Origin of the sequence: Pantoea sp. USHLN256, from assembly GCF_037149875.1 — a bacterium.
GTDB classification, from domain to species: Bacteria; Pseudomonadota; Gammaproteobacteria; order Enterobacterales; family Enterobacteriaceae; genus Pantoea; species Pantoea nemavictus.
In genome coordinates this window covers 1-20,436 of the sequence record NZ_JBBCQO010000017.1, presented here as the reverse complement: position 1 = coordinate 20,436, position 20,436 = coordinate 1, and the positions used below count along the sequence as shown (strand labels likewise).

Below are 20,436 nucleotides of genomic sequence, written 5' to 3'. Positions count from 1 at the left end.
CTTAAACAGTTCTCCTGAAAACTGAAAACGTTTTCAGGTTGCAGGCAAACTTATTTAATGGCGCAGATTAAGTCAACGCAGGAATGGTGAAAATGAGATCGCGATTACAAAGCGTAACTTATTTAAAATTAAGGAATTAAGTTACTGGTTAAGCTGATTCGCCGAGCATTAATACCGGCGTTGGCGGGACAATTTGTTGATTTTCTTGAGATGATTTTCCGTCGAGCTGCGCCATCATCATAGTGATAATGTTCTGCCCAAGCTGCGGGTTCTGATGATCTACGCTAGTGAGGCGGGGAATGAAAAATTCGCTGCCGGGGAAACGTTCGCAGCTGATAACGGCCACCTGATCAGGTACCTGAATAGCGCGATCGCTAAGCGCACGAATGGCCCCCATCGCCACGCGATCGTTGATGGCGACCAGCGCCTGCGGCGGTTGTGGCAGATCCCACAGCGTTTCAATCGCTTGATAGCCATGTTGCGGATAGAAGTTATTCAAGCAAATCCACGCGTCGTTCGGCGTGATTCCCGCCTGCTGTAGAGCCGCACGGAAATGATTGACGCGTTCGCGTGTCACCCACACTTTGCGTGAGCCGCCGATAAAAGCGATGTCACGCAGGCCACGCGCAAGCAGGTGATTAACCGCTAGCTCAACACAATGCTGATGATCGCGCATTACGCATGGCCAGCGACGATCGGGATGGGGCTGGCCGACCACCACCACCGCCATTTTGCTCATCAGCGTCTCCAGCATCGTCAGATAATCTGGCGGAATCGGCGCAAAGTCGCTGTGGCCGCCAAGCACGATGACGCCATCAATTTGGCTATCAATGATCGATTGAAAAATTGCGCTTTCATCGCCTGACGTACCATCGCTGCGGTTGGCGGATTGTGTATCGTATAGCGTGATTTTATAGCCAATGGCCAGGCAGGCTTGCTGAATCTGCGCCACTAAGGTGACGAAGTAGGGATTGGTGATATCGGAAACGATCACCGCAAGGGTGTAACTCTGACGCGAAATCATGCCGCGCGCCATCAGGTTGGGGCTGAACTGATGCTCAGCAATCACTTTATCGACGCGCGCACGGGTCTTTTCAGACACCCATGCATGCTTGTTAAGCACGCGTGAAACGGTGGTAATAGAAACACCGGCGAGCAGCGCAATATCCTTAATGGTAAGATTTTTGCTCATGATCGCCGAATGTACCTATTCGTCGCCAATCGGTGCTGCTGCGCCGTTGCTTAGCAGCTCGCGCACCACGCTGGTGGCAAAACTGCCCGCCGGCAGCCAGAACTGCATCTCTAGCGTGACGTCGTCCCACCAGCTCCAGCGCAGATCTTTCGGCACCACCAGCGCCGCACGCCGCGAGGCATCAACGCGTTCACGATCGAGTAAAGCCAGCAGCTCGCCCGACGACGCCAGTTGCTCCCGCTCGAACGCCAGCACTTCGCCTTGGGTACCGAGCTCGCCGCGTCCGGCCAACGGTGCGGTGATACGCAGTTCATGGTTATCGACACGCTGCTGCAGTTCCGCTAACTCTTCCGCCTGCGCAACAAACCAGCTACCACGCCCTGCCAGCTGCAACGCATCTCCCGCCTGAACACGATCCAGTGCGCCATCGCGCTGTAAACGGGCGCTGGTGAGCTGGTTAAATAGCTGGCTGCGCGCTGCCGAGAGTAAAATGCCTTTCATGCTGCGATCGCGCGGGCGGAATTTATCTTCAGCCCACAATTTTGCCTGCGTCACGTTGTTACCGCCGCGACCAAAGCGCTGCTCGCCAAAATAGTTGGGTACGCCGCGCTGTTGAATCTGCTGCAGACGCGTTTCAACGTCGCTGCGATCGGAAATCTGGCGCACGATTAAACGGAAGGCATTGCCCGCCAGCGCGCCGGTGCGCAGTTTGCGCTTGTGACGGATCACCTGCAGGATTTCGACGCCTTCCAGCTGAAAACCGGCCAGATTCGGCATCGCATTGCCTGGCACACGGAAGCACAGCGTCTGCTCGGTGACCGCATGACGATCTTTCATGCCGGCATAGCTGAGATCGCGTACCGGCACCTTAAGAAATTTGGCGATGGCTTCGGCAACAAAGCGGGTGTTGCAGCCAATTTTACGAATGCGGACTAAAACCTGTTCTCCTTCGCCATCATAGGGATAGCCAAGATCTTCAATCACGACAAAATCTTCGGGATTGGCTTTAATCACGCCGCTGGCATTGGGCACGCCGTGCAGGTAATGCAGCTCACTCATGCCCTATCGGCCTTAATCAGCAGCGCAACCGCTTCACAGGCAATGCCTTCACCGCGACCGGTAAAGCCGAGCTTTTCGGTGGTGGTGGCTTTCACGTTGACGTCATCCATATGGCAACCGAGATCTTCGGCAATATTGACGCGCATCTGCGGCACGTGCGGCAACATTTTTGGTGCCTGCGCAATAATGGTCACATCAACGTTACCGATGCGATAGCCTTTTTGCTGAATACGACGCCAGGCTTCGCGCAGCAGGCCGCGGCTGTCCGCGCCCTTAAACGCCGGGTCGGTATCCGGGAATAGCTTGCCGATATCGCCCATCGCCACGGCACCGAGCAAGGCATCCGTCAACGCATGCAGCGCCACATCGCCGTCAGAATGGGCGATAAAACCGTGTTCGAAGGGAATACGCACCCCACCAATCACTAACGGACCTTCGCCGCCAAAAGCGTGAACGTCAAAACCGTGACCGATACGCATCATGCGCTCTCCTGTAACTGAATCTGAGTAAGATAGAAGGCCGCCAGCGCCAGATCTTCTGGTCGCGTTACCTTAATGTTGTCGCTGCGTCCGCTCACCAACTGCGGATGATAGCCGCAATACTCCAGTGCCGACGCTTCATCGGTAATGGTAGCGCCTTCATTGAGTGCGCGCGTCAGACACGCGGTGAGCAGTTGATGCGGGAAAAATTGTGGCGTCAACGCGTGCCATAAGTCTTCGCGTTCAACGGTATGAGCAATGACCGCTTTGCCTGGTTCGCCGCGCTTCATGGTGTCGCGCACCGGCGCCGCCAGAATCCCGCCGACGTTGCTGTACTCGCGTACCGCCAGCAGGCGCGCTAAATCGTCCGGATGCAGGCACGGGCGCGCGGCATCATGCACCAGCACCCATTGGTGATGCTGAATGGCCTTTAATCCCGCCAGCACCGATTCAGCGCGCGTGTCGCCACCGGTCACTCTTACCACGCGGGAATCCTGCGCCAGCGGCAGTGAATCGAACCAGCCATCATCGCTGCTTACCGGCACAATGACCTGTTTTACCGCCGGATGAGCCAGCAAGCGCGCAACGCTATGTTCAAGAAGGGTAAATTGACCAATGGTCAGATACTGTTTTGGGCAGGCAGCTTGCATACGGCTGCCCACACCTGCGGCGGGCACCACGGCAATCACATCCGCAAGGATCGGGCGCTTGTTCATGGCTTATCGTTGTTGATTTTGCGCAGCTTGTTGCGCGTTACGTTTGTTCTGGTCTGGCACCAGACGATAGAAAGTCTCACCGGGCTTAATCATGCCCAGTTCATTGCGTGCGCGTTCCTCGATCGCTTCCGAGCCGCCATTGAGATCATCAATTTCGGCAAATAGCTGATCGTTACGCGCTTTAAGTTTGGCGTTATTCGCCTGTTGTGACGCGACGTCTTCGTTGACGCGCGTGTAGTCATGAATACCGTTCTTACCCAGCCACAGGGAATATTGAAGCCATCCCAGCAGCACGAGTAGCAGTAACGTCAGTTTTCCCATCCCCGCCCCCTGAAAAACGGCCCAATCATCCCATAACTTGGCGCTGGACTCCACTGCGGCGGCGAAAATGCCGCGCACCAGCAGTTATAGGCGCAAATAATGACAGAGAGAGGCGCGAGACGGCAGGTAAAGTTTTGTAACCAGCCGATGCGTTTGCACATCAGGTGGGCGTTACCAACCCGAGAGAAATGAGAACAGCAGCCAGAACAGGCACACCACCACGATCGCTGTGGCGATGCCGCTCCAGAATAAATGCGTACGAATCATCAGGCTCAGCACGATACCAATCAGCACTGAAACCGGTAACAGCGCGAGGAAGAACGGCCAGGTGTAGAGGAAAAAGAACAGCGTGTTGGAGCCGTAGAGCATGAACGGAATCGCCAGCGCGCACCAGTACGAGAGAAAGCCAAACACGCCGCCCGGCAGCGACGAGCGAGGCTCATCCGGGGTGCGTTCATCTTTACGGGCTAGCATGGGCGTTACGTTCTGCATAGAGATCCTGTTGACGCTAAGCGCGGCAAACCCGGGAGGATTTGCCGCTGTCGATTCAGGATTTGATGATATCGCGGTGACGCAGCAGGTCTAACAATTGGCCGGTCAGTTTTGTAACCAATTGTTCGCCATCCAGGTGGATTTCAGGGACTTCTGGCGCTTCATACACGCTGTCGATACCGGTAAAATTACGCAGTTCACCGGCACGGGCTTTTTTGTAGAGACCTTTGGGATCGCGCGCTTCACACACCGCTAACGGCGTATCGACAAACACCTCAACGAACTGCCCTTCGCCCAGCAGATCGCGCACCATTTGGCGCTCGGCACGATGCGGCGAGATAAAGGCGGTCAACACCACTAAACCGGCATCGACCATCAGCTTCGCCACTTCACCCACGCGACGGATATTCTCTTTACGATCGCTATCGCTGAAGCCGAGGTCACGGCACAGGCCGTGACGCACGTTATCGCCATCCAGCAGATAGGTATTCACACCCGCGCGATGCAGCGCCTGCTCCAGCGCGCCGGCCACGGTGGATTTGCCCGAGCCGGAAAGTCCGGTGAACCACAGCACCACGCCTTGATGGCCATGCTGCTGTTCGCGTTCCTCACGCGTTACCGGATGATCGTGCCACACCACGTTTTCATCGTGCTGCGCCATTACTGACCGCCCAGCAGATCGCGTGCGTTCCAGTGCGGGAAGTGACGGCGCACCAACGCATTCAGCTCCAGCTCGAAATCGCTGAACTGGCCCGCTTGCGCACGTACATCGCTCAGCGGCTGATTAATCATGCCCGCGCCGACCGTCACGTTGCTCAGACGATCGATAAAGATCATGCCGCCGGTAACCGGATTCTGCCGATAGGCATCCAGTACCATCGGTTCGTCAAAGGTCAGTTCGACCAGACCGATGCCGTTGAGCGGCAGGCTATCCACCGTGCGCTTCTCCAGCGAGTTAATCTCCACCTGATGGATGACTTTCTCCACGCGCGCGCGGGTTTTCTTACCGGCAATCTTCACTTCATAGCTTTGTCCCGGCTGCAGCGGCTGCTCAGCCATCCACACCACGTCCGCCGTCGCGGATTGCACCGCTTGCAGATCGGCGGCGGCATCCACCAGCAGATCGCCACGGCTGATGTCGATTTCATCTTTCAGCACCAGCGTAATCGCTTCACCAGCGCCCGCTTCCGGCAAGTCGCCATCAAAAGTGACGATGCGCGAGATAGTCGATTCCACGCCTGATGGCAGCACTTTTACGCGCTGGCCCACTTTCACTACGCCAGAGGCCAGCGTACCGGCATAACCGCGGAAGTCGAGGTTGGGACGATTGACATACTGCACCGGGAAACGCATCGGCTGATGATCCACCACGCGATTCAGCTCCACGGTTTCCAGTACGTCGAGCAGCGTTGGGCCGCTGTACCACGGCATGGTCACGCTCGGCGTCGCCACGTTATCGCCTTCCAGCGCTGACATCGGCACAAAGCGAATATCGAGGTCTTCCGGCAACTGCGCGGCGAAATCGAGATAATCCTGTTTGATCTGCTCGAAGGTCTCTTGCTTGTACTCCACCAGATCCATCTTGTTGATGGCGACCACTAGATGCTTGATGCCCAACAGCGTGGAGATAAAGCTGTGACGACGCGTCTGATCCAGCATGCCTTTACGCGCATCGATCAGCAGGATCGCTAAATCGCAGGTAGAGGCGCCGGTCGCCATATTGCGCGTGTACTGCTCGTGTCCCGGCGTATCAGCGATGATAAATTTGCGCTTCTCGGTAGAGAAGTAGCGATACGCCACATCAATGGTAATGCCCTGCTCGCGCTCGGCTTGTAAACCATCAACCAGTAAGGCGAGGTCAAGCTTCTCACCCTGAGTGCCGTGACGTTTGCTGTCATTGTGCAGCGATGACAGCTGGTCTTCATAGATTTGACGCGTATCGTGCAGCAGGCGACCAATCAGCGTACTTTTGCCGTCGTCAACGCTACCGCAGGTGAGGAAACGCAGCAGGCTTTTGTGTTGTTGCGCGGTCAGCCAGGCTTCTACGCCGCCCTGATCGGCAATCTGTTGTGCAATAACGGTATTCATCTGCGTCTCCTTAGAAATAACCCTGACGTTTCTTCATTTCCATCGAACCGGCCTGGTCGCGGTCAATCACGCGTCCCTGGCGTTCACTGGTGGTGGAGACCAGCATCTCTTCAATGATTTCCGGCAGCGTTTGCGCTTCCGATTCCACCGCGCCAGTCAGCGGCCAGCAGCCGAGGGTACGGAAACGCACCATACGCTGTTTGATCACTTCGCCTGGCTGCAGATCGATACGATCGTCATCAATCATCATCAGCATGCCGTCACGCTCCAGCACCGGGCGCGGCGCGGCGAGGTACAGCGGCACAATTTCGATATTTTCCAGGAAGATGTACTGCCAGATATCCAGCTCGGTCCAGTTGGAGAGCGGGAACACGCGGATGCTTTCGCCTTTGTTAATCTGGCCGTTGTAGTTGTGCCACAGCTCAGGACGCTGATTTTTCGGGTCCCAGCGGTGGAAGCGATCGCGGAATGAGTAGATGCGCTCTTTGGCGCGCGACTTCTCTTCATCACGCCGTGCGCCACCAAAGGCTGCATCAAAGCCGTATTTGTTCAGCGCCTGCTTCAGGCCTTCGGTTTTCATGATGTCGGTATGCTTGGCACTGCCGTGCACGAACGGGTTGATGCCCATCGCCACACCTTCCGGATTTCGGTGCACCAGCAGCTCCGCGCCCATCGCTTTTACGGTGCGATCGCGGAACTCGTACATTTCCCGGAATTTCCAGCCGGTATCAACGTGCAGCAGCGGAAATGGCAGCGTGCCCGGATAGAAGGCTTTGCGCGCCAGATGCAGCATCACCGAGGAGTCTTTGCCGATGGAGTACATCATCACCGGATTGCTGAACTCGGCCGCCACCTCGCGGATGATATGGATACTCTCTGCCTCCAGCTGGCGCAGATGAGTAAGACGATTTTGGTCCATAATTTTTCCTCAAGCCAAATTGACAACGGCGGACTCGCGAGCCCCCTGCTGTGCCGAATGTTGGAACCAGGCCAATTGCCCGTGCAAATTCACTACTTCGCCAATCACTAACAGTGCTGGCGTGGGCGCGGCCGCAGCCAGCGCTTCCAGTTGATCTAATGTACCGGTCAGCACCTGCTGATCCTGACGCGTGCCGCGGCCAATCACCGCTACCGGCGTAGAGGCCGCGCGCCCATGTTCGATAAGCCCGGCGGCGATTTCCGCTGCTTTCACCGTGCCCATATAAATCGCTAAGGTTTGACGCGCGCGTGCCAGCGACGGCCAATCGATGCCGTTGCCGTCGGCCTGGCAGTGACCGGTGATAAACAGCACGCTCTGCGCGTAGTCACGATGGGTAAGCGGAATTCCGGCATAGGCGGTTGCGCCCGCTGCCGCGGTGATGCCCGGCACTACCTGGAAGGGAATTCCGGCGGCCTGCGCCGCCTGCAACTCTTCACCGCCGCGACCAAAAATAAACGGATCGCCGCCTTTTAGACGCACCACGCGTTTACCCTGCTGCGCGAGGCTCACCAGCATCTGATTAGTCTCTTCCTGCGGCACCGAATGCGCACCGGCGCGTTTGCCAACGCAGATGCGATCGGCGTCGCGGCGCACCAGTTCTAACACTTCGTCGCTGACCAGATGGTCATACAGCACCACATCGGCCAGCTGCATCACCTGCAAGCCACGCAGCGTCAGCAAACCGCTGTCGCCCGGACCGGCGCCCACCAGCGTGATTTCGCCCTGATTATCGCTGTCGTTATCCAGTTCGCGATCCAGCGTACGACGCGCTTCATTCACATTGCCCGCCGCCATCTGGCTGGCGAACAGCCCGTTAAAGGCACGCTCCCAGAAACGACGACGTTCAGACATGCGGTGATAGCGCTGTTTTACCTTGTCGCGCCACTGCCCGGCCACTTCGGCCATCTGCCCAAGATTGGCTGGTAGTAACGCTTCAATTTTTTCACGCAGCAGACGCGCCAGCACCGGCGCGGTGCCGCTGGAGGAGATGGCGACGACCAGCGGCGAGCGATCGACAATCGATGGGAAGATAAAGCTGCATTTCGGCTGATCGTCTACCACGTTCACCAGCTTGTGGCGCGCGTTGGCCGCCTCAAATACCTGTGCATTGAGCGCGTTGTCATCGGTGGCAGCAATCACGAGGAATACGCCGTCCAGCTGTGCCGGATCAAAGCTGTGGGCGATCCATTCAATCGCCTTAATATCCAGCAGCGCCTGCAGCTCATGGCCGAGTTCGCGCGCCGCGACCAACACGCGCGCACCCGCACGCCGCAGCAGTTCAATTTTGCGCGCAGCAATTTCGCCACCGCCAACAACCAGCACTGGACGGCTTTTGAGATCGGCAAAGAGGGGCAGATAATCCACGTTAACCTTGCTAGTTTTACAATAAGTTAACGCGACTATACGTCCCGCCCTTCCGACAGATGAAATTACGAATTGGAATGAGTAGTTACCGAATGGAATAACGACCCAGGATTGCTGATAACATTTTGTGCTTAACAAATGATATTGCTGGTGTTTCGGTGCAATTCAAATTGTGCAAGCGTCATCACAGTTTCATACTATCTCGGATTTTTTTTAGCATGACGGGATGTCAGAAAAGGACCCTAACTATGTTTGCTAATTTCCGCCGCACTGTGCTGGCTGCACTGCTCGCGGGCGGTTTGCCTCTCTTTGTTCAGGCTGCGAGCATCAGCGCGCCTGGACACTTTGCCGAACAGCAACTTCGCCACATCGCTACCTATTTCCCCGGCCGCATGAGCGGCAGCCCAGCCGAGTTGCTCACCGCCGATTATTTGCATCAGCAATTCAGCCAGCTGGGTTATCAGAGTAATACCCGCCAGTTCAATACCCGCTATGAATGGCTAGAGAAAAAGGGTGAAAGCCGCACACATAAAGTCACCGCCACCTCGGTGATTGCTGCGCGCGCAGGTGCGGTGCCGCAGGAGATCCTGATTGTGACGCATCTGGATACCTGGACGCCGCTCAGCCGCCATGAAGCCGATAACAATCTCGGCGGCCTGCGTTTGCAGGGCGTGGATGACAATGCGTCCGGACTTGGCGTGATGCTGGAGCTGGCGCAGGCGTTGAGCAAAACGCCGCTGCACTACGGCGTGCGCTTTGTCGCGCTGAGCGCCGGTGAAGCGGGCCTGCACGGCATGGATGATTATCTGGCACGCATGAGCGAGCAGGAGAAGAAGAACACGCTGCTGGTGATCGATCTCAACAGTCTGATCGTCGGCGATCATCTCTACTTTAATAGCGGCATCAATACGCCCTCGGCGGTGCGCAAGCAGACCAGCGCACGCGCCGTGCAGCTGGCACACCGTTACGGTATCTCCGCAGCCAGCCACGCTATGACCGCGCGCGATTATCCGGGCGTGAATCCGTTTGATAAGGCTGGCATGCCGTTAATGGATGTCACCGCCGCTAACTGGACGCTGGGCAACAAAGATGGACAGCAGCAGCGCGCGCGTTCCCACCATTTTCCGGAGGGCAACGTGCGCCATCAAACCGAGCGCGATAACCTCAACTATCTCGATCGTTGGCTGCCTGGCCGCATCACCCAACGCACGCGTGACAGCGTGAAGATCTTGCTGCCGCTGCTGACCGAGCTGGCTAATCCGACAACCTAAGGATCTATTATGTACGTGGTATTTCTGAACTATTTTCGTCCGGTAGAGGAAGTGGAAGCGTTACTGGCGCCGCATATCGAATGGCTGGATCGCTACTTTGCTAATGGCGTATTTATCGCGGCGGGACGTAAAGATCCGCGCACCGGCGGCATGATTATGGTGAAAGATATCGATCGCGCCCGGCTGGATACCCTCCTCGCGGAGGATCCCTTTGTCACGGTGGCGCATTATGAGGTGACGAAGGTGAATGTGACGCGTGCGGCGGAAGAGTTTGCGGGGCTGCAGGGGATTTGATGGTGCCCGCTGTCCCCCATCCCGGCCTTCCCCCGCTAGCGGGGGAAGGAGACGCTGCCGCATGCCCCTTCAGAACTCACATATGGCACATCTTCCTCCCCCGCTCGCGGGGGAGGACCGAGGAGGGGGACTGCGAGCACGGACCGAGGAGGGGAACAGCCAGCGCTGACCTAATCACCCTTCATGCAACCCGCACTCGCGCTTCAGGCCGAAGAAGCGTGTCTCCTCTTCTGCCATGCCCGGCTCCCACTTTCTGGTGGTGTGCGTATCGCCCACGGATAGATAACCTTCATCCCACAGCGGATGGTATTTCAGTCCATGCTGCTGCAGGTATTGATGCACCTGACGGTTATCCCAATCAATAATCGGCAGAATTTTCAACACGCCGCGCTGCACCGCCAGCACCGGCAAACTGGCGCGGCTGCCGGATTGATCGCGGCGCAGGCCAGCAAACCAGGTTTGCGCGCCCAAGGTTTCCAGCGCGCGGTTCATCGGTTCCACTTTGTTGATCTGGTTGTACTGCTCAATCCCTTCAACGCCCTGCTCCCACAGTTTGCCGTAACGCGCTTCCTGCCATGCTGCTGAGGTCTCAGCGCGGAAGATTTGCAGGTTGAGATTGAGCTTGTCGGTCAGCTCATCAATAAAGCGATAGGTTTCCGGGAACAGATAGCCGGTATCGGTGAGGATCACCGGAATGTCCGGTTTCTGCTGCGTCACCATATGCAGCAAAACCGCCGCCTGAATACCAAAGCTGGATGACAGCACAAACGCGCCAGGCAGATGCTCCAGCGCCCAGCTGACGCGCTCTTCAGCCGAGCGCTTCTCCAGCTGCACGTTGCTTTCTGCCAACGCCATAATGCGATCAACTTTTGATGAACCATTCAGTGCTGCGAGATCGAGTACCGTCATACTGCCTCCGAGTCCCAAAAATCACGGGCGGGATCAACCACGGCTTTGATGATGCCAGTGCGAATCACGAAGTCGCCGAAGCCTTCATTGGCCTGACGCTCGGTTGCCCAGCGCGCCACCAGCTCGTCGATGCTGGCGAGGATTTCGCCTTCGTTGATATTCTCGCGGTACATGCGTGGAATGCGCGTACCTTCGCGGTTGCCGCCAATGTGTAAGTTGTAACGGCCCGGCGCTTTACCCACCAGACCCAACTCAGCCAGCAAAGCACGGCCACAGCCATTCGGGCAACCGGTAACGCGTAACACTATGTGCTCTTCACCCACGCCATGCTTATGCATGATCTCTTCCACTTTGGTGACGAACGATGGCAGGAAGCGTTCGGCTTCGGCCATCGCCAGCGGACAGGTCGGGAAGGCCACGCACGCCATCGAGTTTTCACGCTGCGCCGTTACCGCTTCCATCAAACCGTGTTCACGGGCGATGGCTTCGATCTGCGCTTTTTGCTTCTCAGGCACGCCAGCCACAATCAGGTTCTGGTTGGCGGTCAAACGGAAATCGCCCTGATGAACTTTGGCGATTTCGGCGATGCCGCGCTTCAACGGACGACCCGGATAATCCAGCAGACGACCATTCTCGATGAACAGCGTCAGGTGCCACTTCTTATCGATGCCTTTCACCCAGCCAACGCGGTCGCCGCGCGAGGTGAACGCATAGGGACGAATCGGTTCAAACGTCAGGCCGGCACGTTTTTCCACTTCCGCTTTGAAGGTTTCGACACCGACGCGTTCCAGCGTGTACTTGGTCTTGGCATTTTTACGATCGGTACGGTTACCCCAATCGCGCTGCGTGGTCACCACCGCGGCGGCCACGTCGAGAATCTTCTCTACCGGCAGGAAGCCAAACTCGCTGGCGGTGCGTGCGTAGGTGGCTTTGTTACCGTGATCAATCGACAAACCACCGCCAACCAGCAGGTTAAAGCCAATCAGCTTGCCGTTCTCAGCAATAGCGATGAAGTTCAAATCATTGGCGTGCAGATCGACATCGTTATGCGGCGGCACCACTACCGTGGTTTTGAATTTACGCGGCAGATAAGTCTCACCGAGGATCGGCTCTTTATCCGTGGTGGCAACTTTCTCTTTGTCCCACCAGATCTCAGCGTACGCACGGGTTTGCGGCAGCAGATGTTCGGAGAGCTTTTTCGCCCACTCGTACGCTTCCTGATGCAGCTCTGATTCCACCGGATTCGAGGTGCATAACACGTTACGGTTAACGTCGTTGGCGGTCGCCAGCGCGTCGAGTCCGACTTCGTGCAGCATCTGGTGCGTCGGCTTCACGTTCTTCTTCAGAATGCCGTGAAACTGGAAGGTCTGACGGTTAGTCAAACGGATGCTGCCGTAAATGGTTTTTTCGCTGGCAAATTTATCAATCGCCAGCCACTGCGTTGGCGTGATGATGCCGCCCGGCAGACGGCAGCGCAGCATCATGGCGTGACGCGGCTCGAGTTTCTGCGCCGCGCGCTCGGCACGAATGTCGCGGTCATCCTGTTGGTACATACCGTGAAAACGGATCAGCAGGAAGTTATCGCCGGTGAAGCCGCCGGTCAGGCCATCGTCGAGATCGTCGAGGATGGTGCCGCGCAGGTAGTTACTCTGTTTTTTTAGACGCTCAGCGTCAACCAGCTTGCCTTCAACGACCAGCGGTCCAGGATGTTTTTCGCTCATTAGTAAACGTCTCGCTGATAACGGCGCTCAATGCGCAGCTCACTTAAAAATTCATCAGCCGTTTCACGATCCATGCCGCCGTGTTCGACCACCACATCCAGTAATGCTTGCTCAACGTCTTTTGCCATGCGATTGGCATCGCCGCAGACGTAAAGGTGCGCGCCTTCCTGTAACCAGCTCCACACCTCCGCACCTTTGGCGCGGATTTTATCTTGTACGTAAATTTTCTCGGCCTGATCGCGCGACCATGCCAGATCAATATTAGTCAGCAAGCCATCTTTGACGTACTTCTGCCACTCCACCTGATAGAGGAAATCATCGGTGAAGTGCGGATTGCCGAAGAACAGCCAGTTTTTGCCGCCTGCGCCATCGTTATCGCGCTGCTGCATAAAGGAGCGGAACGGCGCGATGCCGGTGCCCGGACCAATCATAATTACCGGGGTTTCCGGATTAGCAGGCAGGCGGAAATTGTCGTTATGCTCGATGAAGACGCGAATTTCGCCCTCTTCTTCAATGCGATCCGCCAGCCAGGTAGATGCACCGCCACCGCGCTGGCGACCGTCGATCTCAAAGCGCACCGCACCGACGGTAATATGCACTTCGGTTTCGTTTTCTGCCTGCGAAGAAGCAATCGAGTAGAGGCGCGGCGTCAGCGGACGCAGCAGGCTGGTTAATTGCTCTGGATTCAGTTCAGTCGGCGCCTGACGCACCATATCGACAATCGGGAAGCTCTGCGCATAGCTCTGCAGCTTTGGCTTGTCACCCGCTAATGCCAGCAGCGCATCGTTGCGCGACAGGGCGGCATATTGTTCAACGATTTGTGGCGTATTAACCGTCAGTTCGAAGTGTTTTTGCAGCGCCTCAGTGAGCGCCAGCATTTTGCCCTGCACCTCAACCTGCTCGTCGCCTTTCAGCCACACCAGCTGCAGCAGTTCCTGCACCAGTTCAGCATCGTTTTCAAACCACACGCCCAGCGCGTCACCCGGCTGGTAACGCAGGCCAGAATCGCCGAGATCGATTTCAATGTGGCGCACATCTTTATCCGAGTCGCGTCCGGTGATTTTCTGGTTTGCAGCAAAGCTGGCCAGCAGCGGCTCTTCTTTAGTGTACGGGCTGCTGTCGACCAGGTTGACGCTGCCTGCCGCTGTGATGGCGGCCTGGGCTGGCGATTCGCTCGGCACGCGCGCTTTTAATATCTCGGTGATCTGCTGACGCCAGGCCGTTGCCTGCTCTTTGTATTCAACGTCCGCATCCACACGATCCAGTAGACGTTCGGCACCGAGTTCCGCCAGACGCTCATCAAAGTCTTTACCGGCTTTGCTGAAAAACTCATAAGAGGTATCGCCAAGACCGAACACCGCAAAGGCGGTGCCGGTAAACTTCGGCGCCTTCTTCGACAGCAGGAACTTGTGCAGCGCCACGGCTTCTTCCGGCGGCTCGCCTTCACCTTGGGTGGAGGTCACCACCACCAGCAGCTTTTCCTGGCCGATCTGTTTGAATTTGTAATCGCCGGCGTTAACCAGATTGACGCTCAGCTTCGCTGCCAGCAGGTCATCACGCAGCTGTTCAGCCAGGCGACGCGCATTGCCGGTCTGCGAGGCGGAGATCAGCGTGATGGTCGGTGTTTCAGCCTGAACAGGCGCTGGCGCGGCAGCCGCACCCGGCGTCTGGTTGACCATGCCCCAGAAATAGCCGGAAAGCCAGGCCATCTGCGTGGTGTTGAAATCCGTGGTCGCCGCCTGTAAGCGCGCGAGTTGCTCCGGGGATAACGGAAGCAGTGAACCTGGTGCCTGAGTCGTCATTGCGTTAAAAATTCCAGTGTCAGAAGTCCGGATCAATATGTTGCGAAAGAGTGCGTAGGTTACCGGGCTGTATATTAACGATTAAATACGCCTTCGACATATTAAATAACCAAAATGACTAAGTGGTTTTTCGGGTAAAGTTAACCAGCAAAAGTGGTAAATGAAGGCGATATGATTCAATGAGTTAATTAGGCGTTTTAGCAGGATTGCGTCGTTTAATGCCCTTTTCATGGCGAGCGGGTGCGAAAAATCTGCAATTCAGGTAGACTTCAGCGGTTTTTAAGTCTGAGAGCCATTATGTCTACCACGTTATTTAAAGAGTTCCAGTTTGAATCTGCCCATCGCTTACCTCACGTGCCGGAAGGCCATAAGTGTGGGCGTTTGCACGGCCATTCGTTCCTGGTGCGATTAGAAATCACCGGCGAAGTGGATGCGCATACCGGTTGGGTAATGGATTTTGCCGAGCTGAAGGCAGCGTTTAAGCCTCTGTACGATCGCCTCGATCATCACTATCTGAATGACATCCCAGGTTTAGAAAATCCCACCAGCGAAGTGCTGGCAAAGTGGATTTGGGATCAGATGAAGCCGATTCTGCCTGAGTTGAGTGCGGTGATGATTAAAGAGACCTGTACCGCTGGTTGTGTTTATCGCGGTTGAGACCAGGCAAGTGAAGCCGTAATCGTTGAGTGAGGTCGCCATGAGTGGCGACCCTACGCATCTAAAGTGCGCACCGTGCCAAATCAGGCAATATTCAAATACTTGTGCGTCTGCATTGAAAGCCGCCAGTTGCGGGCGATACAGGTTTCAATACAGAGTTTGGTGGCAGCATCGCCACGGCTGATCGGCTGTAACGCCACAATACGCTTTTTCTCGTCATGCAGGCCCGACAACAACGTATCCAACGCTTCGACATCACGCTCACGCGCCACCGGATGTTTTATCTCATCCGCGCGTTGCAATGCCTGCGGCAATACGTCATAACCGCCGCGCATATTCACCTTCGGTGAAACCGTCACCCAAGTGGCTTCTGAGCACTGCACTTCGTGCGTGCCGCTGGTTTCGATTTGGCACGCAAAGCCCGCCGCTTCTAATGCTTGCGTCAGCGGACGCAGATCGAAAATCGCCGGTTCACCGCCGGTAATCACCACGTGACGTGCGGTCCAGCCCTGGCGCTGAATAGAGTCGAGAAGCATTGCGGCATCGGCGTTGCCCCAGGCATCGCTCTCCACGGTTTTCACCAAAATATCGCCCAGCGAGGTCTCCCGATCTGCCCGCGTTTCCCAGGTATGTTTGGTATCACACCAGCTACAGCCCACCGGACATCCTTGTAAGCGGATGAACAGCGCCGGAACGCCGGTGTAGAAACCTTCGCCCTGCAGCGTCTGGAACATTTCGTTAATCGGGTAGAACATTTTTCACTCACGTCTAAAATTTGAGGCGCAGATTATGGCAGATCTTGCGCGCCGAATAACAGCTGCTTCGTGCCAAATAAAAGCAAAAGCCCCGCACAAGGCGGGGCTTCATTCGGACGATGCTGCCCGCAGGCAGCATACTCAGGCGATTACGCCTGGCCTTTAACTTCTTTCAGACCGTTGAACGGTGCTTTGCTGCCCAGCGCTTCTTCGATACGAATCAGCTGGTTGTACTTAGCAACGCGGTCAGAACGGCTCATAGAACCGGTTTTGATCTGGCCTGCTGCAGTACCTACTGCCAGGTCTGCGATGGTTGCATCTTCGGTTTCACCTGAACGGTGTGAAATCACCGCGGTGTAGCCAGCATCTTTCGCCATCTTGATTGCAGCCAGGGTTTCGGTCAGTGAACCGATCTGGTTGAATTTGATCAGGATGGAGTTAGCGATGCCTTTCTCGATACCTTCTTTCAGGATCTTGGTGTTGGTTACGAACAGATCGTCACCCACCAGCTGGATTTTGTCGCCCAGCACTTTGGTCTGGTATGCGAAGCCAGCCCAGTCAGATTCGTCCAGACCATCTTCGATAGAGACGATTGGGTACTGTTTGGTCAGGTCTTCCAGGAAGTGCGTGAACTCTTCTGAAGTGAAGGCTTTGTTACCTTCGCCCGCCAGCACATATTTGCCGTCTTTGTAGAATTCAGATGCTGCGCAGTCCATCGCCAGAGTGATGTCTTTGCCCAGCTCGTAGCCTGCTGCTTTTACCGCTTCAGCGATAACAGCCAGCGCTTCGGCGTTAGAACCCAGGTTTGGCGCGTAGCCACCTTCGTCACCGACTGCAGTGCCCATACCTTTTGACTTCAGCACTTTTGCCAGGTGATGGAAGACTTCAGAACCCATGCGAATGGCTTCTTTCAGGGTTGGCGCGCCAACCGGCTGAATCATGAATTCCTGGATGTCGACGTTGTTATCGGCATGCTCGCCACCGTTGATGATGTTCATCATTGGCAGTGGCATAGAGTATTTGCCCGGGGTGCCGTTCAGTTCAGCGATGTGCGCATACAGCGGCAGGCCTTTAGAGGCAGCAGCCGCTTTAGCAGCAGCCAGTGAAACGGCCAGAATGGCGTTAGCACCGAAGTTAGATTTGTTCTCAGTACCGTCCAGCTCGATCATGATCTTATCGATGTTCGCCTGGTCTTTGGCATCTTTACCGGTTACCGCGTTAGCGATTGGACCGTTAACCGCTGCAACCGCTTTGGTTACACCTTTGCCCAGGAAACGAGATTTGTCACCGTCACGCAGCTCCAGTGCTTCGCGAGAACCGGTAGATGCACCTGATGGCGCAGCAGCCAGACCAACGAAACCGCCTTCCAGATGCACTTCTGCTTCTACAGTTGGGTTGCCACGGGAGTCGATGATTTCGCGACCGATGACTTTTACGATTTTGGACATTCGATTTTCCTCAGTACAAGTTAGTCAATCCTAAGACAAACAACGCGCGAAAAGTTCGCGCGTTGCTCGTGAAACTTACTTCGCTAAACGCTTCTGGTGCTCCTGCGCGGCTTTCACAAAGCCAGCGAACAGCGGATGACCATCACGCGGGGTCGATGTGAATTCCGGGTGGAACTGACAGGCAACAAACCACGGGTGATTCGGGATCTCAATGATCTCAACCAGCTGATCGTCGCCGGAACGACCGGCAATATGCAGACCTGCCGCTTCAATCGGCTTCAACAGCATATTGTTTACTTCGTAACGATGACGGTGACGTTCGGTAATGATTTCAGAACCGTACAACTGACGCACCTTGCTTTCCGGCGTCAACTGGCACTGCTGGCTACCCAGACGCATGGTGCCGCCCAGATCGCTCTGCTCAGTACGCTGCTCAACGTTGCCCTCTTCGTCACGCCATTCGGTGATAAGCGCAACCACCGGATACTTACAGTCTGGCACAAATTCAGTAGAGTTCGCGCCTTCCATACCGGCAACGTTGCGGGCAAATTCCATCAGCGCAACCTGCATACCGAGGCAAATTCCCAGATATGGCACGTTGTTCTCACGGGCGTATTGCGCCGTCATCATTTTGCCTTCCACACCGCGGTAGCCGAAGCCGCCGGGGATCAGAATAGCATCCAGATCTTTCAGTAATTCGACACCGCGCGTTTCCACATCCTGCGAGTCAATCAACTTGATGTTCACGGTCACGCGATTTTTCAGGCCGCCGTGTTTCAGCGCTTCAATCACAGATTTGTACGCATCTGGCAGTTCGACGTATTTGCCGACCATACCAATGGTCACTTCGCCGCCCGGATTGGCTTCTTCGTAAATAACCTGTTCCCATTCGGCCAGGTTCGCTTCCGGCGCGTTCAGATTGAAACGCTTGCAGATGTAATCATCCAGACCTTGCGACTTCAGCATGCCTGGAATTTTGTAGATGGAATCCACATCTTTCAGGGAAATAACCGCTTTTTCCGGCACGTTACAGAACAGCGCGATTTTGGCGCGTTCGTTCGCAGGCACCGCGCGGTCAGAACGGCAGATCAGCACATCCGGCTGAATCCCGATCGACAACAGCTCTTTCACTGAATGCTGGGTTGGCTTGGTTTTCACTTCGCCTGCGGCCGCCATATACGGCACCAGCGTCAGGTGCATATACATGGTGTGTTCACGACCGACATCGACCGCCATCTGGCGAATCGCTTCGAGGAACGGCAAAGATTCGATATCACCCACCGTACCGCCGATCTCAACCAGAACGACGTCATGACCTTCACCGCCTTCAATAATGCGCTCTTTGATCGCATTGGTGATGTGCGGGATGACCTGAATCGTGGCGCCCAGATAGTCGCCACGACGCTCTTTGCGCAGCACTTCTGAGTAAATACGACCGGTAGTAAAGTTGTTGCGGCGCGACATTTTAGTGCGGATGAAGCGCTCGTAGTGACCTAAATCCAGATCGGTTTCGGCCCCATCATCGGTAACAAACACTTCACCGTGCTGCGTAGGGCTCATGGTACCCGGATCGACGTTGATGTACGGATCGAGTTTCATGATGGTCACATTAAGACCACGTGCTTCAAGGATAGCTGCGAGGGAGGCTGCGGCAATGCCTTTGCCCAGAGAGGAAACGACCCCGCCGGTCACAAAAATATAATTCGTTGTCATGCTGAACCTGAGAGTTTAGGTTTAAAGACGATGGAATAACCAAGACGGGAAAATAGTATACTTGAAGTCGTCTTCAGCCACAATTGATGAATCACACCATCGTCCTCCACAGGTCAGCCGGTAACATAGCGGATAGCAGGGGGTGAAATGTTGATGTACGTCACAAAGTCACCGCAAGGCTGAATCGAGTAAGCTCAAGCGGTGAAATTATGCGCAGCGCTGGAATAATCGCCAGATTGGCTTAGCTCTTGTTCTCGCTGGCTTTCACCTGCTGCCAGGCCTCTTCCATCTGATCCAACGTGGCATCACTCATCGCTAAACCTCGTGAGGCGATGATATTCTCAACCTGGCGGAAGCGGCGCTCAAATTTATCGTTGGCTTTCTGCAGGGCGGTTTCCGCTTTGCTGCCTAAATGGCGCGACAAATTGACGGTGGCGAAGAGTAAATCGCCGATTTCCTCTTCCAGCTTGTCGTTATCGACCACCGCTTGCTGCGCTTCATGCATCACTTCATCAATCTCTTCATGCACTTTATCCAGCACCGGTCCGAGATTGTTCCAATCGAAACCGACCGTGCTGCAACGCTTCTGAATTTTGTGCGCGCGCATTAAGGCGGGCAACGCTTTGGGAATGTCATCTAAAACTGAATGCTGCGATTTTTCCGCGCGTTCATTGTGTTTGATCGCTTCCCAGTTTTTCAGCACTTCGTCGCTGGTCTCTGCCTTAACATCGCCAAAAATATGCGGATGGCGGCGCTCAAGTTTGTCGCTGATGGCGTTGCAGATGTCGTCAAAATTGAAACGCTGCTGTTCGTCGGCCATTTGAGCGTAGAACACCACCTGAAACAGCAGATCGCCCAGCTCACCGCGCAGATCGTCAAAATCTTCGCGCTGAATGGCATCGATGACTTCGTAGGTTTCTTCCAGTGTGTAAGGCGCGATGGAGGAGAAAGTTTGCTGACGATCCCACGGACAGCCACGTTGCGGATCGCGCAAGGTTTGCATGATGGTGAGCAGGCGGTTTAAGGCGGTCATGAGATGATCCTTTGGGGCTGGTATGTAAAAAGGTCGCCATGAAGGTACGACCGGGCACATAGGTAACAGATCAGACCGGGCACATAGGTAACACATTTGTGCTCAGTCTATCCGGATAATACGTTTTTCTGCCTGGTCATAA

20 protein-coding genes are annotated in these 20,436 nt (G+C 55.6%); 3 read left to right on the top strand and 17 right to left on the bottom strand.

The features are described 5' to 3' along the window. Positions 1-148: 148 nt before the first annotated feature. The 10 genes from WFL93_RS23075 to cysG form a co-directional block, all read right to left on the bottom strand. Positions 149-1,192, bottom strand: a complete 1,044-nt coding sequence (locus WFL93_RS23075; protein WP_336779116.1) for a LacI family DNA-binding transcriptional regulator — start codon at positions 1,190-1,192, stop codon at positions 149-151. Between the two features lie 15 nt (positions 1,193-1,207). Next, positions 1,208-2,251, bottom strand: coding sequence for a tRNA pseudouridine(13) synthase TruD (gene truD, locus WFL93_RS23070; protein WP_336779115.1), 1,044 nt, complete (start codon positions 2,249-2,251; stop codon positions 1,208-1,210). Continuing rightward, entirely contained in the window at positions 2,248-2,730 is a 483-nt protein-coding gene (gene ispF, locus WFL93_RS23065; RefSeq protein WP_049852682.1) for a 2-C-methyl-D-erythritol 2,4-cyclodiphosphate synthase, read from the bottom strand. Before ispF ends, truD begins: the two co-directional genes overlap by 4 nt. Next, positions 2,730-3,446 (bottom strand): 2-C-methyl-D-erythritol 4-phosphate cytidylyltransferase, encoded by a 717-nt coding sequence (gene ispD / locus WFL93_RS23060; protein ID WP_049852660.1) that lies wholly within the window; start codon positions 3,444-3,446, stop codon positions 2,730-2,732. Before ispD ends, ispF begins: the two co-directional genes overlap by 1 nt. Before the next feature lie 3 nt (positions 3,447-3,449). Then, on the bottom strand, positions 3,450-3,767 hold the full coding sequence (ftsB, locus tag WFL93_RS23055) for a cell division protein FtsB (protein WP_007893240.1): 318 nt from the start codon (positions 3,765-3,767) through the stop codon (positions 3,450-3,452). 171 nt (positions 3,768-3,938) lie between these two features. Beyond that, the gene (locus WFL93_RS23050) at positions 3,939-4,259 is read right to left on the bottom strand and encodes a DUF3561 family protein (protein ID WP_176973536.1); all 321 of its coding nucleotides are present in this window, start codon (positions 4,257-4,259) and stop codon (positions 3,939-3,941) included. Between the two features lie 55 nt (positions 4,260-4,314). Then, positions 4,315-4,920, bottom strand: a complete 606-nt coding sequence (cysC, locus tag WFL93_RS23045) for an adenylyl-sulfate kinase (RefSeq protein ID WP_336779114.1) — start codon at positions 4,918-4,920, stop codon at positions 4,315-4,317. Continuing rightward, the gene (gene cysN, locus WFL93_RS23040) at positions 4,920-6,347 is read right to left on the bottom strand and encodes a sulfate adenylyltransferase subunit CysN (protein ID WP_336779113.1); all 1,428 of its coding nucleotides are present in this window, start codon (positions 6,345-6,347) and stop codon (positions 4,920-4,922) included. The genes cysC and cysN overlap by 1 nt, the downstream gene beginning before the upstream one ends. A 10-nt stretch (positions 6,348-6,357) precedes the next feature. Then, positions 6,358-7,266 carry a sulfate adenylyltransferase subunit CysD gene (gene cysD, locus WFL93_RS23035; protein WP_007893231.1) on the bottom strand — a complete coding sequence of 303 codons (909 nt, stop codon included), beginning with the start codon at positions 7,264-7,266 and terminating at the stop codon, positions 6,358-6,360. Positions 7,267-7,275: 9 nt separating this feature from the next. Further along, a complete protein-coding gene (gene cysG, locus WFL93_RS23030) occupies positions 7,276-8,691 on the bottom strand; it encodes a siroheme synthase CysG (protein WP_336779112.1) in 1,416 nt (471 codons plus the stop codon). A gap of 248 nt (positions 8,692-8,939) precedes the next feature. On the opposite strand from cysG, the gene WFL93_RS23025 reads away from it, so the two are divergent. Both WFL93_RS23025 and WFL93_RS23020 read left to right on the top strand, forming a co-directional pair. Then, entirely contained in the window at positions 8,940-9,962 is a 1,023-nt protein-coding gene (locus WFL93_RS23025) for an aminopeptidase (protein WP_336779111.1), read from the top strand. Between the two features lie 9 nt (positions 9,963-9,971). Beyond that, positions 9,972-10,256 (top strand): YciI family protein, encoded by a 285-nt coding sequence (locus WFL93_RS23020; RefSeq protein ID WP_336779110.1) that lies wholly within the window; start codon positions 9,972-9,974, stop codon positions 10,254-10,256. A 174-nt stretch (positions 10,257-10,430) separates the two neighbouring features. On the opposite strand, the gene WFL93_RS23015 is transcribed toward WFL93_RS23020, so the two are convergent. The 3 genes from WFL93_RS23015 to cysJ are packed head-to-tail and all read right to left on the bottom strand — an operon-like array spanning position 10,431 to position 14,688. Continuing rightward, positions 10,431-11,165 carry a phosphoadenylyl-sulfate reductase gene (locus WFL93_RS23015; RefSeq protein ID WP_007893224.1) on the bottom strand — a complete coding sequence of 245 codons (735 nt, stop codon included), beginning with the start codon at positions 11,163-11,165 and terminating at the stop codon, positions 10,431-10,433. After that, positions 11,162-12,886 carry an assimilatory sulfite reductase (NADPH) hemoprotein subunit gene (gene cysI, locus WFL93_RS23010; RefSeq protein ID WP_007893223.1) on the bottom strand — a complete coding sequence of 575 codons (1,725 nt, stop codon included), beginning with the start codon at positions 12,884-12,886 and terminating at the stop codon, positions 11,162-11,164. Before cysI ends, WFL93_RS23015 begins: the two co-directional genes overlap by 4 nt. Continuing rightward, positions 12,886-14,688: an NADPH-dependent assimilatory sulfite reductase flavoprotein subunit gene (gene cysJ, locus WFL93_RS23005; protein ID WP_336779109.1), complete on the bottom strand. Its 1,803-nt coding sequence runs from the start codon at positions 14,686-14,688 to the stop codon at positions 12,886-12,888. The genes cysI and cysJ overlap by 1 nt, the downstream gene beginning before the upstream one ends. Positions 14,689-14,985: 297 nt before the next feature. On the opposite strand from cysJ, the gene queD reads away from it, so the two are divergent. Next, positions 14,986-15,345 (top strand): 6-carboxytetrahydropterin synthase QueD, encoded by a 360-nt coding sequence (queD, locus tag WFL93_RS23000; protein WP_007893219.1) that lies wholly within the window; start codon positions 14,986-14,988, stop codon positions 15,343-15,345. A gap of 83 nt (positions 15,346-15,428) precedes the next feature. On the opposite strand, the gene queE is transcribed toward queD, so the two are convergent. From queE to mazG, 4 genes are all read right to left on the bottom strand, one after another. Then, positions 15,429-16,100: a 7-carboxy-7-deazaguanine synthase QueE gene (gene queE / locus WFL93_RS22995; protein ID WP_336779108.1), complete on the bottom strand. Its 672-nt coding sequence runs from the start codon at positions 16,098-16,100 to the stop codon at positions 15,429-15,431. 149 nt (positions 16,101-16,249) lie between these two features. After that, positions 16,250-17,548 carry a phosphopyruvate hydratase gene (eno, locus tag WFL93_RS22990; protein ID WP_049852653.1) on the bottom strand — a complete coding sequence of 433 codons (1,299 nt, stop codon included), beginning with the start codon at positions 17,546-17,548 and terminating at the stop codon, positions 16,250-16,252. A 75-nt stretch (positions 17,549-17,623) separates the two neighbouring features. After that, positions 17,624-19,261: a glutamine hydrolyzing CTP synthase gene (pyrG, locus tag WFL93_RS22985; protein ID WP_007891723.1), complete on the bottom strand. Its 1,638-nt coding sequence runs from the start codon at positions 19,259-19,261 to the stop codon at positions 17,624-17,626. Between the two features lie 241 nt (positions 19,262-19,502). After that, on the bottom strand, positions 19,503-20,294 hold the full coding sequence (gene mazG, locus WFL93_RS22980) for a nucleoside triphosphate pyrophosphohydrolase (RefSeq protein WP_180822366.1): 792 nt from the start codon (positions 20,292-20,294) through the stop codon (positions 19,503-19,505). Between the last annotated feature and the right edge of the window lie 142 nt (positions 20,295-20,436).

Bases quoted from the DNA above. Each gene is read 5' to 3' on its own strand.
- queD (WP_007893219.1), top strand. From the start codon at position 14,986: ATGTCTACCACGTTATTTAAAGAGTTCCAGTTTGAATCTGCCCATCGC.
- queE (WP_336779108.1), bottom strand. From the start codon at position 16,100: ATGTTCTACCCGATTAACGAAATGTTCCAGACGCTGCAGGGCGAAGGT.
- cysC (WP_336779114.1), bottom strand. From the start codon at position 4,920: ATGGCGCAGCACGATGAAAACGTGGTGTGGCACGATCATCCGGTAACG.
- WFL93_RS23075 (WP_336779116.1), bottom strand. From the start codon at position 1,192: ATGAGCAAAAATCTTACCATTAAGGATATTGCGCTGCTCGCCGGTGTT.
- pyrG (WP_007891723.1), bottom strand. From the start codon at position 19,261: ATGACAACGAATTATATTTTTGTGACCGGCGGGGTCGTTTCCTCTCTG.
- cysD (WP_007893231.1), bottom strand. From the start codon at position 7,266: ATGGACCAAAATCGTCTTACTCATCTGCGCCAGCTGGAGGCAGAGAGT.
- mazG (WP_180822366.1), bottom strand. From the start codon at position 20,294: ATGACCGCCTTAAACCGCCTGCTCACCATCATGCAAACCTTGCGCGAT.
- ftsB (WP_007893240.1), bottom strand. From the start codon at position 3,767: ATGGGAAAACTGACGTTACTGCTACTCGTGCTGCTGGGATGGCTTCAA.
- cysJ (WP_336779109.1), bottom strand. From the start codon at position 14,688: ATGACGACTCAGGCACCAGGTTCACTGCTTCCGTTATCCCCGGAGCAA.
- ispF (WP_049852682.1), bottom strand. From the start codon at position 2,730: ATGCGTATCGGTCACGGTTTTGACGTTCACGCTTTTGGCGGCGAAGGT.
- cysN (WP_336779113.1), bottom strand. From the start codon at position 6,347: ATGAATACCGTTATTGCACAACAGATTGCCGATCAGGGCGGCGTAGAA.
- ispD (WP_049852660.1), bottom strand. From the start codon at position 3,446: ATGAACAAGCGCCCGATCCTTGCGGATGTGATTGCCGTGGTGCCCGCC.
- WFL93_RS23050 (WP_176973536.1), bottom strand. From the start codon at position 4,259: ATGCAGAACGTAACGCCCATGCTAGCCCGTAAAGATGAACGCACCCCG.
- WFL93_RS23025 (WP_336779111.1), top strand. From the start codon at position 8,940: ATGTTTGCTAATTTCCGCCGCACTGTGCTGGCTGCACTGCTCGCGGGC.
- truD (WP_336779115.1), bottom strand. From the start codon at position 2,251: ATGAGTGAGCTGCATTACCTGCACGGCGTGCCCAATGCCAGCGGCGTG.
- WFL93_RS23015 (WP_007893224.1), bottom strand. From the start codon at position 11,165: ATGACGGTACTCGATCTCGCAGCACTGAATGGTTCATCAAAAGTTGAT.
- eno (WP_049852653.1), bottom strand. From the start codon at position 17,548: ATGTCCAAAATCGTAAAAGTCATCGGTCGCGAAATCATCGACTCCCGT.
- cysI (WP_007893223.1), bottom strand. From the start codon at position 12,886: ATGAGCGAAAAACATCCTGGACCGCTGGTCGTTGAAGGCAAGCTGGTT.
- WFL93_RS23020 (WP_336779110.1), top strand. From the start codon at position 9,972: ATGTACGTGGTATTTCTGAACTATTTTCGTCCGGTAGAGGAAGTGGAA.